The sequence below is a fragment of the Brevundimonas sp. genome (assembly GCF_029945885.1).
Lineage (GTDB): Bacteria > Pseudomonadota > Alphaproteobacteria > Caulobacterales > Caulobacteraceae > Brevundimonas.
Window position 1 is genome coordinate 1 of sequence record NZ_JAQSDK010000006.1, and the last position, 13,861, is coordinate 13,861.

Annotated in this window: 14 protein-coding genes; 8 read left to right on the plus strand and 6 right to left on the minus strand. The window is 67.3% G+C overall.

The features are described 5' to 3' along the window. The first annotated feature begins 389 nt into the window (after positions 1–389). Complete coding sequence (locus tag PSV00_RS04140) at positions 390–953, plus strand: DUF2239 family protein (protein WP_300445186.1); 564 nt, start codon at positions 390–392, stop codon at positions 951–953. A 146-nt stretch (positions 954–1,099) separates the two neighbouring features. Here PSV00_RS04140 and cobS read toward each other — a convergent pair whose 3' ends face one another. Together cobS and PSV00_RS04150 are read right to left on the minus strand one after the other, a co-directional pair. Further along, positions 1,100–2,104, minus strand: coding sequence for a cobaltochelatase subunit CobS (gene cobS, locus PSV00_RS04145; RefSeq protein ID WP_300445188.1), 1,005 nt, complete (start codon positions 2,102–2,104; stop codon positions 1,100–1,102). 76 nt (positions 2,105–2,180) lie between these two features. Beyond that, positions 2,181–2,846: a J domain-containing protein gene (locus PSV00_RS04150; protein ID WP_300445190.1), complete on the minus strand. Its 666-nt coding sequence runs from the start codon at positions 2,844–2,846 to the stop codon at positions 2,181–2,183. Positions 2,847–2,891: 45 nt separating this feature from the next. Here PSV00_RS04150 and PSV00_RS04155 point away from each other — a divergent pair, with 45 nt between their 5' ends. Then, positions 2,892–3,191, plus strand: a complete 300-nt coding sequence (locus PSV00_RS04155) for a BolA family protein (protein ID WP_300445191.1) — start codon at positions 2,892–2,894, stop codon at positions 3,189–3,191. A 98-nt stretch (positions 3,192–3,289) separates the two neighbouring features. After that, the gene (locus tag PSV00_RS04160) at positions 3,290–5,107 is read left to right on the plus strand and encodes an ATP-binding protein (protein ID WP_300445192.1); all 1,818 of its coding nucleotides are present in this window, start codon (positions 3,290–3,292) and stop codon (positions 5,105–5,107) included. A gap of 25 nt (positions 5,108–5,132) precedes the next feature. Here PSV00_RS04160 and PSV00_RS04165 read toward each other — a convergent pair whose 3' ends face one another. Continuing rightward, the gene (locus PSV00_RS04165; protein ID WP_300445194.1) at positions 5,133–5,768 is read right to left on the minus strand and encodes a hypothetical protein; all 636 of its coding nucleotides are present in this window, start codon (positions 5,766–5,768) and stop codon (positions 5,133–5,135) included. A gap of 105 nt (positions 5,769–5,873) precedes the next feature. On the opposite strand from PSV00_RS04165, the gene PSV00_RS04170 reads away from it, so the two are divergent. The 3 genes from PSV00_RS04170 to egtB all read left to right on the plus strand — a co-directional run bounded on the left by PSV00_RS04170 (position 5,874) and on the right by egtB (position 10,132). Beyond that, a complete protein-coding gene (locus PSV00_RS04170; RefSeq protein WP_300445196.1) occupies positions 5,874–6,803 on the plus strand; it encodes a mechanosensitive ion channel family protein in 930 nt (309 codons plus the stop codon). A 3-nt stretch (positions 6,804–6,806) separates the two neighbouring features. Continuing rightward, the gene (locus PSV00_RS04175) at positions 6,807–7,823 is read left to right on the plus strand and encodes a low specificity L-threonine aldolase (RefSeq protein ID WP_300445198.1); all 1,017 of its coding nucleotides are present in this window, start codon (positions 6,807–6,809) and stop codon (positions 7,821–7,823) included. A 152-nt stretch (positions 7,824–7,975) separates the two neighbouring features. Next, positions 7,976–10,132: an ergothioneine biosynthesis protein EgtB gene (gene egtB / locus PSV00_RS04180; protein ID WP_300445200.1), complete on the plus strand. Its 2,157-nt coding sequence runs from the start codon at positions 7,976–7,978 to the stop codon at positions 10,130–10,132. A 30-nt stretch (positions 10,133–10,162) separates the two neighbouring features. Here egtB and PSV00_RS04185 read toward each other — a convergent pair whose 3' ends face one another. The 3 genes from PSV00_RS04185 to PSV00_RS04195 form a co-directional block, all read right to left on the minus strand. Then, complete coding sequence (locus tag PSV00_RS04185) at positions 10,163–10,381, minus strand: general stress protein (protein ID WP_300445202.1); 219 nt, start codon at positions 10,379–10,381, stop codon at positions 10,163–10,165. Positions 10,382–10,495: 114 nt separating this feature from the next. After that, the gene (locus tag PSV00_RS04190; protein WP_300445204.1) at positions 10,496–10,672 is read right to left on the minus strand and encodes a hypothetical protein; all 177 of its coding nucleotides are present in this window, start codon (positions 10,670–10,672) and stop codon (positions 10,496–10,498) included. Positions 10,673–10,747: 75 nt separating this feature from the next. After that, on the minus strand, positions 10,748–11,449 hold the full coding sequence (locus PSV00_RS04195; protein ID WP_300445206.1) for an MBL fold metallo-hydrolase: 702 nt from the start codon (positions 11,447–11,449) through the stop codon (positions 10,748–10,750). Positions 11,450–11,629: 180 nt separating this feature from the next. On the opposite strand from PSV00_RS04195, the gene tig reads away from it, so the two are divergent. Both tig and PSV00_RS04205 read left to right on the plus strand, forming a co-directional pair. Next, positions 11,630–12,973, plus strand: coding sequence for a trigger factor (tig, locus tag PSV00_RS04200; protein WP_300445207.1), 1,344 nt, complete (start codon positions 11,630–11,632; stop codon positions 12,971–12,973). Between the two features lie 182 nt (positions 12,974–13,155). Next, complete coding sequence (locus tag PSV00_RS04205) at positions 13,156–13,797, plus strand: ATP-dependent Clp protease proteolytic subunit (RefSeq protein ID WP_300445209.1); 642 nt, start codon at positions 13,156–13,158, stop codon at positions 13,795–13,797. The last annotated feature ends 64 nt before the right edge of the window (positions 13,798–13,861 follow it).

The following is a 13,861-nucleotide window of genomic DNA, read 5'->3' on the forward strand; positions in this document are numbered from 1 at the left end:
AGGGGGATTGTTGGCGAACACCTCGCATTCCCCGCCGTCGTCATCCTTCGGCGAGGCGCAGCCGAGACCGGGGGACCCAGCGGCGCGCGGAGCGCGATCTGTTCAGGCACGGTCGCTGCGGGCATTTTCGCCCTCGCTACGCTCGCGCGCCGCTGGGTTCTCCGGTCTGCGCCGCAAGCGGCTTGCCGGAGAATGACGACAGCAGGGGGGGGGGGCGGTGCGAAACGGTCTGGCAGGGTGCGGGGGACAGGTTTCGCGATCGCTGCGCGACCGCGCCGCCGGGTCCCCCGGTCGCTTCGCGCCGGCGGATGACGACAGTAAGGAAGGGGTGGCCCAAATTTCATCCGGGTAATATTGACGCGCCGGTTTCATCCGGGTAAATCCGGCGCATGACCCAGGCTCCTGACATCATCTGCACCGCCTTTGCCGGCCATCGTCTGATCGGGCGGGGCGCACCCCGCGACGTGGTGGCGGCGGTCAAGGCGGCGAGCGAGGCGGGGGAGGCGGCGGTGCTGATGTTCAATGACGCCGACGCCCGGCCGCTGGAGTTCGACCTGCGCGGCGACCTGGAGGCGGTGCGGGCGCGACTGGCCCCGGCGGCCGCCGAGCCGGAGAAACGTGGGCCGGGGCGGCCGAAACTGGGGGTGACGGCGCGCGAGGTGACCCTGCTGCCGCGCCACTGGGACTGGCTGGCGACCCAGCCGGGCGGGGCCTCGGTGGCGTTGAGGAAGCTGGTCGAGGCGGCGGCGCGCGCGAGTGAGGGGCCCGACCGGGTGCGGCGGGGACGCGAGGCCGCCTATCGCTTCATGACCGCCGTGGCCGGGGATCTGCCGGGGTATGAGGCGGCCACGCGGGCCTTGTTCGCGGGGGATGCGGACGGGTTGGCGACGGCGACGGCGGGCTGGCCGGAGGCGGTGCGGGCCTATGCGGCGGGGTTTGTGGCGGGGGGATAGCCCCTCTCCCGGCGGGAGAGGGGTTGGGGAGAGGGCTTACGGTGTCACCCGGGTCGCACGGTAGCCCCTCACCCTTTCGCGCCAGGACGACGGCGAGGCCGTCGTGCGCTCAAGCCCTCTCCCGCCGGGAGAGGGAAGCGTATTGCCTACCCCACCTTCACCCGTGTCGCCGCCTCGGGGAGATCCTCGCCGAACGCCCGCTGGTAGAATTCCGCGATGGTCGGGCGTTCCAGCTCGTCGCATTTGTTCAGGAAGGTCAGGCGGAAGGCCAGGGCGACGTCGCCGTTGAAGATGATGGCGTTCTGGGCCCAGGTGATGACGGTGCGGGGGCTCATGACGGTGGAGATGTCGCCGTTCATGAAGGCGTTGCGGGTCATGTCGGCGACGCGGACCATGGCGGCGATGCGGCGTCGGCCCTCGGCGTCGGCCCATTCCGGCACCTTGGCGGCGACGATCTCGCCCTCGACGTCATGGTCGAGGTAGTTGAGGGTGGTGACGATGTTCCAGCGGTCCATCTGGCCCTGATTGATCTGCTGGGTGCCGTGGTACAGGCCGGAGGTGTCGCCGAGACCGATGGTGTTGGTGGTGGCGAACAGGCGGAACCACCGGTTCGGGCGGATGACGCGGTTCTGGTCCAGCAGGGTCAGTCGGCCCTGGGCCTCCAGCACCCGCTGGATCACGAACATCACATCGGGGCGGCCGGCGTCATATTCGTCGAACACCAGGGCAACCGGGCGCTGGATGGCCCAGGGCAGCATGCCCTCGCGGAATTCGGTGATCTGTTTGCCGTCCTTGAGGACGATGGCGTCCTTGCCGACCAGGTCGATGCGGCTGACGTGGGCGTCCAGATTGACCCGCACCATCGGCCAGTTCAGCCGGGCGGCGACCTGTTCGATATGGGTCGACTTGCCGGTGCCGTGATAGCCCTGGACCATCACGCGCCGGTCGAAGGCGAAGCCGGCGCAGATGGCCAGGGTCGTCTGCGGGTCGAAGCGATAGGCCGCGTCGACCTCGGGCACATGGCTGTCGCGCGCCTCGAACATCGGCACGATCATGTCGGAATCGACCCCGAAGGCCTCGCGCACCGTCACCTTGCGGTGCGGTTCCAGCGTCAGCAGGGGATCGGGCGTGGCGTCGAGGGGAGAGGTCATGGACAGACACTTATGAAACCGCAGGGGCGGGGTCCAGCGCTGTGGCCGCGGAATTCGCTGACCGGCCGCCCGCCGATCAGGCCAGGCCGGCCTTCTTGAGAATCTTCCAGGCGCGGATCACGCTCTGCAGCTTGGCCTCGGCCCCGCGGTCGCCGCCGTTGGTGTCGGGGTGAAACCGCTTCAGCATCTCGTGGTAGCGGGCCTTGATATCCGATTTCTCGGCACCCGGCTCGAGGCCGAGGTCGGACATGGCGGCGCGTTCCAGCTTGCCGACGCGGTGGTCGTCAGCGGGATTGACCTGTTCCTGGGTGCGGCGGTCGAACAGGCCGAAGCTGTTGCTCCACGACCCGGACGGGCCCGTGTGGGCCTTGCCCAGCTTGGCGGCGTTGCCGGCGGCCTCGCGCGAATTCTTGCTGGCCTTCATGTCCCAGGTCGGGCGGCCACCGGTCATGGCCTCATTTTCCTGGGCGGCGCGGACCTGGCCCTCGCTCATGCCGGCGTAGAAATTCCAGTTCTTGTTATAGGTCCCCGCATGGGACTGACAGAAGTCATAGAAGTCGTTCAGCCTTTCACGCGACTTGGGCGCGCGGGCCGTGGCGGGCTTGCTGCAGTCCGGCCAGTCGCAGGCCTTCTCGCCCGGCTTCAGGTGCAGGACGTCCTTCTCCGCGGCCTCTTCCTCGGCGCGTTGCGGCTTGATCCGCATATCCTTGAATCGGGGCGTATATTGAAAATCAGCACTCATGCCCGCAAGTGTAGGGGGGAATTGGTCATCATCAAGGAACTACCGATGCCGGAAGGCCCAATCGCGACAATTATCCGCGAAAAACTGACATCGGCCCTGAATCCGGAGCGTCTGGAGATCGAGGACGACAGCGGCCGCCATGCCGGTCACCACCACGATGGCGGCATGGACGCGACTCCGGGGGGCGAGAGCCACTTCAACCTGACCGTGGTCTCGGCCAGCTTCGAGGGCCTGGGACGGCTGGCGCGGCAGCGGGCCGTGACCGAAGCCCTGCGCGCCGAATTGGCCGGACCGATCCATGCCCTGTCGATCCGGACCCTGACCCCCGCAGAAGCCCGGGTCTGATTTCCCGGAAACTGCCGTTTCATGAAGGGGCGAATGTTCACTCCATCTTAGCGGGTTAGCCCTAGCGTCTAATCGGGTTGTGATCCGTGGGGCGGTAAATGGTTGAATCCGATGCGATAGATAAGGGTCTTGCCGGTGATCAGCGCCCCGGCGAGGCCGCTCAGGCCCTGCGGGCCATCCTGCAGACCCAGTATCTCCGCTATCTGATTATCTTCAGCTGGGCCCTGGGCCTGCTGGGCACCATCGGCATGACCCCGGCGGCGATCTGGCTGGTCAGCACCCTGGCGGCCGGCACGCTGCGCGGTGCCGTCGAAAAACGCATCAGTGATCGTGTGGGCAGCGGCTGGGGCCTGGTGTTCCCGGCCGTGGCCACCGTCACCACCGCCGTCTGGGCCGTTGCGCCGCTGCTGGCCTGGTTCTCGGACGCGCCGTTCGGCCGCGCCCTGGCCATGACCCTGCTGGTCTGCGGCTATGTTCTGGTCTTCTCGCAGCTTCGAAGCTCGCCGCGTCAGGCGCTGGTGATTTCGTCGCCCTATGGCGTCGCGGCTCTTATAATTCTGGTGAGCCTGTGGGGCACGCCGGTGTTCTGGTCCTTCCTCGGCGTCGTGCCGTTCACCGCCGCCGGCCTGTTCGTTCTGGTGATGATGACGATGCTGCGGGAAGAGCGGATCCGCGCCTTCCAGGAGCATCAGGCCCATCTCATCGAGGAGCTGGAGACGGCCCGTGACCGGGCCAATGCCGCCAGTGAGGCCAAGTCCAACTTCCTGGGGGTCATTTCCCACGAGCTGCGCACGCCGATGAACGGTGTCCTCGGCGCGGCCCAGCTGCTGAGCGCCACGCGACTGGAAGAGACGCAGCGCGAATATCTGTCGATCATCCGCAACTCGGGCGACAACCTGCTGTCGCTGCTGAACGACATTCTCGACATGACCAAGATCGAGGCCGGCAAGATGACTTTCGAGGTCGTCGACGTCGTCGTCGAGGATCTGCACAAGCGCGTCGTCGGACCGTTCCAGGCCCAGGCCGAGGCCAAGGGGCTGACATTCAACCTGATGAACGAGGGCGAGCTGCCGGCGACCGTCAAGGGTGATCCGTTGCGGGTCTGCCAGGTCATCCAGAACCTGCTGGCGAACGCGGTGAAATTCACCGACACCGGCGAGGTCACCTATACCGTCCGCGGCGAACGTCTGTCGGACAAGCGGGTTCGCTTCGATTTCGAGGTGAAGGACAGCGGGTCCGGCATCGCCCCCGAAGACATCGAACGTCTGTTCCAGCCCTTCACCCAGGTGGACGGCTCCTCGACCCGCCGCTTCGGTGGCACGGGTCTGGGTCTGACCATCTCGCGTCGCATGGCCAATATCATGGGCGGCGATATCGCCGTGACCTCGACCTATGGCCAGGGCTCGACCTTTACCTTCAGCGTTGAGGCCGAGGTCGTCGAATGGGCGCGCCAGGCACCGGCCGTGGCCATCGAGGCCGAGGTCAGTGACGGGCGTCACCTGACGGTCCTGGTGGTCGAGGACCATCCGGTCAATCGCATGATCCTGGAAGCCTGGATGGGGTCGGCGGGTCACGTTTCGGCCACGGCTGAAAACGGCCAGATCGCCGTGGACATGGCCCAGAGCCAGGCGTTTGACCTGATCATCATGGACGTCAATATGCCGGTCATGGACGGGCTGACGGCGACACGGGCGATCCGCGACAGTGTCGGGCCGAATGCCGATACCCCGATCGTGGTCCTGTCCGCCTCGGCGCGGAACGAGGACCATGAAGCGGGTCTCGAGGCCGGTGCCGACGCCTATCTGAACAAGCCGATCGACTTCACCGCCCTGGCGCGGGTGATGAACCGTGTCGGAACGGGTCGCGAAGGCTTGCGCGCCCTTGACGCTGAAGGCGAAAACGTGGCCGCAGCCTGAACCATCCGGGCAACCGCTCGGGCCCCTAGGCCTGCGAAGCTGAGACCGCTCCGCCTGTCAGGGGGCGGTCCTGCCACAACGGATCATGATCGTCGGTCAGGCCGACCAGTTGCAGGAAGCCGATGACCGCCACCGCCCGCGCCGGTGCGGCCCGGGCCAGGAACATCTGCGGCGGGGCCTCGGCCCGGACCAGCAAGGGCAGGACCATCCAGCGGTCGGTGAAGCGGCGAACGTCAATATTGGGGTCGGCCTTCAGGTGCGGGCAGTATTTCAGGGACCGGTCGACGCAGGCCCTGTGCAGCGGGGCGATCGCCCCGGCGTCGACCAGGACCTGATCATCGGCGACCGAGGCCGGAAGCCCCTCGATATGGCGACCGCCCCGCAGCGTCCCGGCGCTGACCGGGTGGGCGACCTGGGTCCAGCGATCGTCGACCGGGGTCGGCTGGCCGCACATCGGACACAGCATGCGGCTGACGGTCAGGCGCTGACGGACCGCGTGATTCTGCGAATAGAGCGGCTTGCCGACACCGGGATTGTCCTGCTGGGCGATGGCCAGGGCCCCGCCGACGCTGGGGCAGGGGCGGACACCGAGCAGCGCTTCGCCGGTCCAGCTGGTGACCCAGGGGACGTCGACGCCGACCTTGAGCGAGGATTTCTGCACGCACTGCTCCCGTGGGCCGTGGGCGGGGCGGAGCCCGGTCCGCAGTCTACAATGAATTGCGGGGCGCGGGGTTCACATCCGGGCGCAGGGCGTTAGACCCGGAGCATGATCAAGCTCGATACCTCCCTGAATGACGCCGTGGCCGCCGGGCAGAAGGCGATCACGGTCGATGCCGCCATGCTGGTCAAGCTGACCGACATGGCCGGCAGCCTGGCCATCAACCTGACCATCGCCCTGCTGATCCTGATCGCCACGGTGTTCGTGTCGCGCTGGGCGTCGAAGGTGACCCGGCGCGCCCTGTCGCGGGTGCGCGGCTTCCAGGACGACCAGACCGTCCTGGCCTTCGCGGCCCAGGTGGTGCGGGTGATCGTCTATGTGATCGGCCTGATCGCCGTGCTGCAGCGGCTGGGGGTGCAGACCACCTCGATCATCGCCGTGCTGGGTGCCGCCTCGCTGGCCGTGGGCCTGGCCCTGCAGGGCACCCTGTCGAATGTGGCCGCCGGCGTGGTCCTGCTGATCCTGCGGCCCTACAAGGTCGGCGATGTGATCGACATCGGCGGGGCGAGCGGGACGGTGCAGCGCCTCGACCTGTTCACGACCCAGCTGGCCAATGCCAATAATCACAAGATCGTCGTGCCCAACGGCAAGGTGCTGGGTGATGTGATCCTGAACCTGTCCGGCCAGACGACCCGGCGCATCGAGATCAATTTTACCGTCGGCTACGGCGAGGACCTGAGTCAGACGCGGCAGGTGCTGGCGACCATGGCCGGGGCCCACGAGAAGGTTCTGGCGGATCCCGCGCCGTGGACCGGGGTCACCGGCCTGCTGGACAGTGCCGTGCAGGTAACCCTGCAGGCCTGGGTCAGGTCGGGCGACTGGTGGCAGACCCAGGCCGACCTGATGCAGGCCGGCAAGGAGGCGCTGGACGCGGCGGGGATCGAGATTCCCTTCCCGCATCAGGTCGAGGTCCCCGCCAAGGGGGTTTCCTTCGCCCGCGTGGTTGCCGTGCCGACCGACGAAACCCAGGGAGACTGACGGATGCGCTACGATTTCGGGTCTGACAATACAGCCGGCATGGCCCCGGCGGCGCTCGACGCGATCGTCGCCGCCAATGACGGGTTCGCCCGCGCCTACGGGGCGGATGACGTCACGGCGCGCGCCGCCGACCAGATCCGCCAGAGGCTGGACGCCGATGCCGAGGTGCGGTTCGTGTTCAGCGGTACGGCGGCCAATGCCATCGCCCTGTCGATGCTGGCCTTTCCGCATGAGGCGGTACTGGCCCATCATGCCGCCCATATCTGTACCGACGAGACCGGGGCCCCCGGTTTCTTCGGCCAGGGCGTCGGCCTGATCGGCCTGCCGGGCTTTTCCGGCAAGATCGAGCCGGTCGCCCTGAAGGCGGCCCTGGCCGAGCCCGAGGTCGGCCACCGCCAGCCGCCGGCGGCCCTGTCCGTGACCCAGTCCACCGAATACGGCACCGTCTATACCGAGGAGGAGCTGCGCCATCTGATCGAGCCGGTGAAGCTGAAGGGCTATGGCGTCCATATGGACGGGGCCCGGCTGGCCAATGCGGCGGCGGCGGGGTTCGACCTGACGCAGATCGCGCGGCTGGGCGTCGATGTGCTGGTGTTCGGCGGGGCCAAGGCCGGGGCCAATTGCGCCGAGGCCCTGGTGATCTTCGACAAGTCGCTGGCGCGCCGGATCGACAACCGGCTGAAACAGGCCGGCCAGACGGCGTCCAAGGCGCGCTTCCTGGCGGCACCCTTCCTCGGACTGCTCGAGAGCAGGGCCTGGGAGGACGGGGCGGCCCACGCCAATCTGATGGCCCGGCGGCTGGCGGCCGGGATCGCCACCCGCTCGCCCTTCACCCTGGCCCATCCGGTCGAGGCCAATGCGGTGTTCGTGCGCATGCCCGAGGCCGCCCACGCCCGTCTGAATGCCCTCGGCTGGGCCTGCTACCGGTTCGATGACGGCTCGGTGCGGTTCGTCTGTTCCTGGGCGACCCGGATCGAGGCCGTCGACGAAATTCTGGACGCCATCGCGGGTCTGGACTGAGGACCGAAGGTCGCGGCGGACCGAAACGGGGTGATCCCGCGCGGTTCTGCGGCTAGGCTTGCGCGCCTGATGAGGAACCCGGGCCCGGCAGGGGCATTGGGTGGAACGGGAGCGTCAACGGTGACGACAGGCAACAGCGGACGTCATCGCGAATGAATGCACCGGCCCGGATCGACACGACCGAAGCGCGCGATATCGCTGCCTATCGCCGGGTGCGATCGGCCATGCCGGCCCTGGCTGCGGGACTTGCGCCGGAAGATCTTCAGGCCCAGTCCATGCCGGACTGCAGTCCGGGCAAATGGCATCTGGCCCATACCAGCTGGTTCTTCGAGGCCATGATCCTGGCGTCCCGGCCGGACTATGAACCGGTCGACCCCCGGTTCCAGACCCTGTTCAACTCCTATTACGAGGCGCTGGGGACCCGGGTCGGGCGCGGTGAGCGCGGTCTGATGACCCGGCCGTCCCTGGCGGCGGTGCTGGACTATCGCAGCGAGATCGACCGGCGGATGGTCGCCCGGCTGAACGCCGGGGGACTGGACGCGGCGCAACGCTATCTGCTGACCCTGGGCCTGCATCACGAGCAGCAGCATCAGGAGCTGTTCCTGATGGACCTGCTGCACCTGATGTCGCGCTCGCCGCTGGACCCGGCCGCCTATGCGGTCGAGCCGCGGACAGGCGCGCCCGAGCCCGCGCGGGGCGGACGGACGCGGTTCGCCGGCGGACGGATCGAGATCGGGGCCGGGGCCGGGGGCTTCGCCTTCGACAACGAGCGCCCGGCCCATCCGGTCTGGTCGCAGCCGTATGAACTGGATCATGATCTGGTGACCAACGGCGAGTGGATGCACTTCATCGCCGACGGTGGCTACACCCGCCCCGACCTGTGGCTGGCCGACGGCTGGGCCACGGTCCAGGCCGAGGGCTGGGACGCCCCGCTGTACTGGCGGCGGGAGGAGGCAGGCTGGACCGTCCTGGGGCTGGCGGGGCGGCACGGGGTCGATCCGCAGGGCGCGGTGCGCCACATCAGCTTCTATGAGGCCGACGCCTATGCCCGCTGGGCCGGGGCCCGGCTGCCGACCGAGGCCGAGTGGGAACATGCGGCGACCACGGCCGGTGCGGCCTTCACCGGCCTGTCCGCTGAGGTGTGGCAGTGGACATCCAGCGCCTACGCCCCATATCCCGGCTTCAGGCCGACCGAAGGCACCGCGTCCGAGTACAACGGTAAATTCATGGCCAACCAGATGGTGTTGCGGGGCGGATCCTTCGCCACGCCGCCCGGTCACGCCCGGGTCAGCTATCGCAACTTCTTCTATCCGCAACAAAGGTGGGCCTTCATGGGACTTCGACTGGCACGGGACATCGAACCCGGGACGGCGACCACGGACACCGACGAGGACGGCGGATTTCGTGCGGCGCTGGTTGCGGGCCTGAGCCAGCCACAGAAGGCCGTCTCGCCGAAATGGTTCTATGACGCCGAGGGTTCGCGCCTGTTCGAGGACATTACCCGACTGCCCGAATACTATCCGACGCGGCAGGAGGCGACCCTGCTGCGCGAGGTCGCCCCGGAGTGGGCCGCCGAGTTCGGACCCGGATCGGTTCTGGTCGAGTTCGGCTCGGGGGCCAGCGAGAAGACCCGTATCCTGCTGGATGCCGGTCGGGACCTGGCCGCCTATGTGCCGATCGACATCAGCCCCGAGGCCCTGGGTGAGGCCGCGGCGCGAATTGCGGCCTCCTATCCGCAGCTGACCGTGGCTCCGCTGGTCAGTGACTTCCTGGATCTGGACACCCTGCCGGCCGGGGCCGGGCCGGGGCGGCGAATCGGCTTCTTCCCCGGGTCGACCATCGGCAATCTGGAACCGGCCGAGGCCGTGGCCTTCCTCAAGGCGGCGCGGACCCTGCTGGGCGAGGACGCCCTGTTCATTCTCGGTGTCGATCTGGTCAAGGAACCGGCCACCCTGATCGCCGCCTATGACGACAGCCAGGGGGTGACGGCGGCCTTTAACCTGAACCTGCTGGCCCGGGCCAATCGCGAACTGGACGCCGATTTCGATCTGGACGCCTTCCAGCACCGTGCGCTCTGGAATGCGGGCGATTCCCGGATGGAAATGCATCTGGAGGCGACGCGCGACATGGCGGTCCGGCTCGGGGACCGGCGCATCGCCTTCGCTGCCGGTGAGACGGTCCATACGGAAAGCTCGCGGAAATTCACCGAACAGTCGCTACAGCGTATGGTTGAGACGGCGGGCTGGACGATGGCGCGCTTCCGGTCGGGGCCCGCGCCCTCGGTCGCCCTGGCCCTTCTGCAGGGCTGAGACCCGGCGCGTCCTGCGCCGGGTCCGTTCCTACTCGTCGGCTGCGGGGTCCTTGCGGGTCCCGTGCGAGGCTTCGCCGCCCTTGCGGCCGGCCTGGGCGGCGAGGCTGCGGTCCTGGGAGAAGCTGCGCTTTTCGCTGGGGACGCTGGCCCCGCCCTTGCGGGCAATTTCACGCTGACGCTCGGGGTCCATTGAGGCGAACCCCCGTCGCGAAACACCGGAAGCCCGGGTGGGTTGACCTTCGGCCATGGTGCGATCCTTTCAAGAAGACAGTGACGGTCGCCTTCTGAACCCGGGGGTCGGCCGGAGGTTCCGGCGTGCGACCAATCGGGCCGCAGGCTGATCAACGGCCGTCGGCTGGAATCACCCGCCCCCGGTGGGAAATGGGGGAATCTCGACGCCCGGATCATTGGCGGGGCCGGGGTCGAAATCGGGCAGGTCGTCGGGCGCGCCGCCGGGGTCGATATCCGGCCCCGGGGTGCCGGGCGGCAGGATTTCAGGGGCGGGCGTATCGGGCCAGGCGGGGGCGGGATCGGTCATGAGGTATCCTTTCACCCCATCAACGTTCGCGACCCGTGTGCGTTCAGCCGGGTCGGCGGATCGGCACCCCGGAGGTCAGGACGGACCGCTGGCCGGGCGGGCGATCGGAGCCCGACTCATCGCGGCATCGGAGACATAAGGATTGTCGCGTCGCTCGGCCCCGAAGGTCGAGTGGGACCCGTGCCCCGGCACGAAGGTGACGTCATCGCCGAGCGGCCACAGCCGGGTGGTGATGGCGTTCAGCAGGTCGGCGTGGTTGCCGCGGGGAAAGTCGGTCCGGCCGATCGAGCCGCGGAACAGAACGTCGCCGACCTGGGCGAAACGCGCGGCCCGGTTGAAAAACACCACATGGCCGGGGGTGTGGCCGGGGCAGTGCAGCACCTCCCACGCGGTCTCACCCAGGGTCAGGCGATCGCCCTGGCCGAGCCAGCGGTCGGGCTTGAAGCTGCGGGCGGTCGGCAGGCCGTAGGTGCGGCCCTGTTCCGGGATGCCGTCGATCCAGAACTGGTCGTCCGGGTGGGGGCCGATGATGTCGACGCCGGACTTTTCCTTCATCTCGGCCGCGCCACCGGCGTGGTCGAGATGGCCGTGGGTGATCCAGATGGCGTCGAGAGTCAGGCCGCGCCGGGTGATTTCTGCCAGAATCCGGTCGATTTCGGCCCCGGGATCGATGACCGCGGCCTTGCCGGTTTTCACGCACCAGACGGTGGTGCAGTTCTGCTGCAGCGGGGTCACCGGGGTGACGAAGACACCGATGGGGGAGGCGGACTGGTTCATGTCCATCACATAGGCGAGGCGGGCGGTCGGCGAAACCGTCCGCTGCGTTGACCTTTTCGGCCCTTCTCGACATAAGGGCGGGCTTCGAGCGCCGCTCCCACCGGGGCGGCCTTTCTGCTTTATTCAATCCCCGTGCGCGCCAGACACTCCGGCGCTGCCCCAGAGCGTCAGATTCTGTCCATGCAAGTCGTCGAAAAGTCGAACGAAGGCCTCAGCCGCGTCATCGCGGTGACCATCCCCGTCTCCGAGCTGAACGCCAAGCTTGACGCCAAGCTCAAGGAGGTCGCTCCCCAGATGAAGCTGAAGGGCTTCCGTCCGGGCAAGGTGCCGGCGTCGCATGTGCGCAAGACCTTCGGTCGCGACATGATGGGCGACATCATCAACACCGCCCTGAACGAGTCGAGCCAGAAGGCCCTCGAGGATGCCAAGGTGCGCCCCGCAGCCCCGGCCGACATGAAGCTGACCTCGGACATGGACAAGGTCCTGGCCGGTCTGGAAGACCTCGTCTTCGAGATGGCGCTGGAGATCATGCCCGAATTCACGCCGGTCGATCCGACCACGCTGAAGCTGTCGCGTCCGGTCTATGAGGCCACGGATGCCGACCTCGACGAAGCCCTGAAGGAACTGGCCGGCCAGGCCAAATCCTATGAGGACAAGAAGGGCAAGACCGTGAAGGCCGCCGACGGCGACGAGGTCACCATCGATTTCCTGGGCAAGCTGGACGGCGAGCCCTTCGAGGGCGGTGCCGCCGAGGACGCCCAGCTGGTCATCGGCTCCAACCGCTTCATCCCGGGCTTCGAAGAGCAGCTCAAGGGGGCCAAGGTCGGCGAGGAGAAGGTCCTGAACGTGACCTTCCCCGAGGACTACCAGGCCAAGCATCTGGCCGGTAAGGCCGTGACCTTTGACGTCACCGTCAAGGCCATCAAGGCCGAGGCCGAAGCCAAGGTCGACGAGGAGTTCGCCAAGCGTATCGGTCTGGAGTCGCTGGACAAGCTCAAGGAGCTGATGCGCGACAACCTGAACGCCCAGTACAAGCAGGCCGCCCGCTTCAAGCTGAAGCGCGCCCTGCTGGACGCCCTGGACAAGGCCCACAGCTTCGACCTGCCGCCGAAAATGGTCGAGGCCGAGTTCGAGGGCATCTGGAAACAGGTCGAGGCTGACAAGGAAGCCGGCAACCTGCCGCCGGAAGACGCCAAGAAGTCCGAGAAGAAGCTCAAGGACGAGTATCGCAAGATCGCCGAGCGCCGCGTGCGCCTGGGTCTGGTGCTCGCCGAAATCGGCCGCGCCAACGACGTCGGCGTCACCGACCAGGAACTGAACAACGCCATCATGGCCGAGGCCCGCAACTATCCGGGCCAGGAGCAGCAGGTGCTGGAATTCTACCGCCAGAACCAGAACGCCGCCGCCTCGATGCGCGCGCCGATCTATGAGGAGAAGGTCTGCGACCTGATCTTCGACAAGGCCAAGGTCAAGGACACGCCGATCACCAAGGAAGAGCTTCTTAAGGAAGACGACGAGGAATAGGCCGTCTCCGACGCAGTCTGACGACAGCGATCCCCGTTCCGGTCTCCGGAGCGGGGATTTGCTTTTTCCGCTGATGCCTTGCGTCAACGACTTGGCAACGCGATATCCTGTTCAACAGGGCAGCGGCCGGTGAGTCGCGCCAGACGCCCGGCCAAGGGCAGCATCTCCGAGAAGGCCACCGAATGCGCGATCCGATCGACTACATCCAGAGCAACCTCGTGCCGATGGTGGTGGAGCAATCCAGCCGCGGCGAACGCTCGTTCGACATCTTTTCGCGCCTGCTGCGCGAGCGGATCATCTTCCTGACGGGTCCGTTCGAGGACACGATGGCCTCGCTGATCTGCGCCCAGCTGCTGTTCCTGGAATCGGAAAACCCGAAGAAGGAAATCAGCATGTACATCAACAGCCCCGGGGGTCAGGTGACCTCGGCGCTCGCGATCTATGACACCATGCAATACATCAAGAGCCCGGTTTCCACCGTGTGCATGGGCATGGCCGCCTCGGCCGGCTCGCTGATCCTGACCGCCGGTGAGGCGGGCCAGCGGATCGCCCTGCCGAACGCCCGCGTCATGGTTCACCAGCCCTCGGGCGGCTTCCGCGGCCAGGCCTCGGACATCGTGCGCCACGCCGAGGACATCGTCGAAACCAAGAAGCGGCTCAACGAGATCTACGTCCATCACACGGGCCGGACCTATGAGGAGGTCGAGAAGACCCTCGACCGCGACCATTTCATGGATGCCAAACAGGCCAAGGACTGGGGCATCATCGACCACGTTTATGAAAAGCGTGAGGAAGCCGACAGCGACGGCATCAAGACCGTCTGATCCGGCCAGGATCACTGGATATCAGGGAGGGCGTGCCGGCGACGGCGCGCCCTTCTTTTTTGTG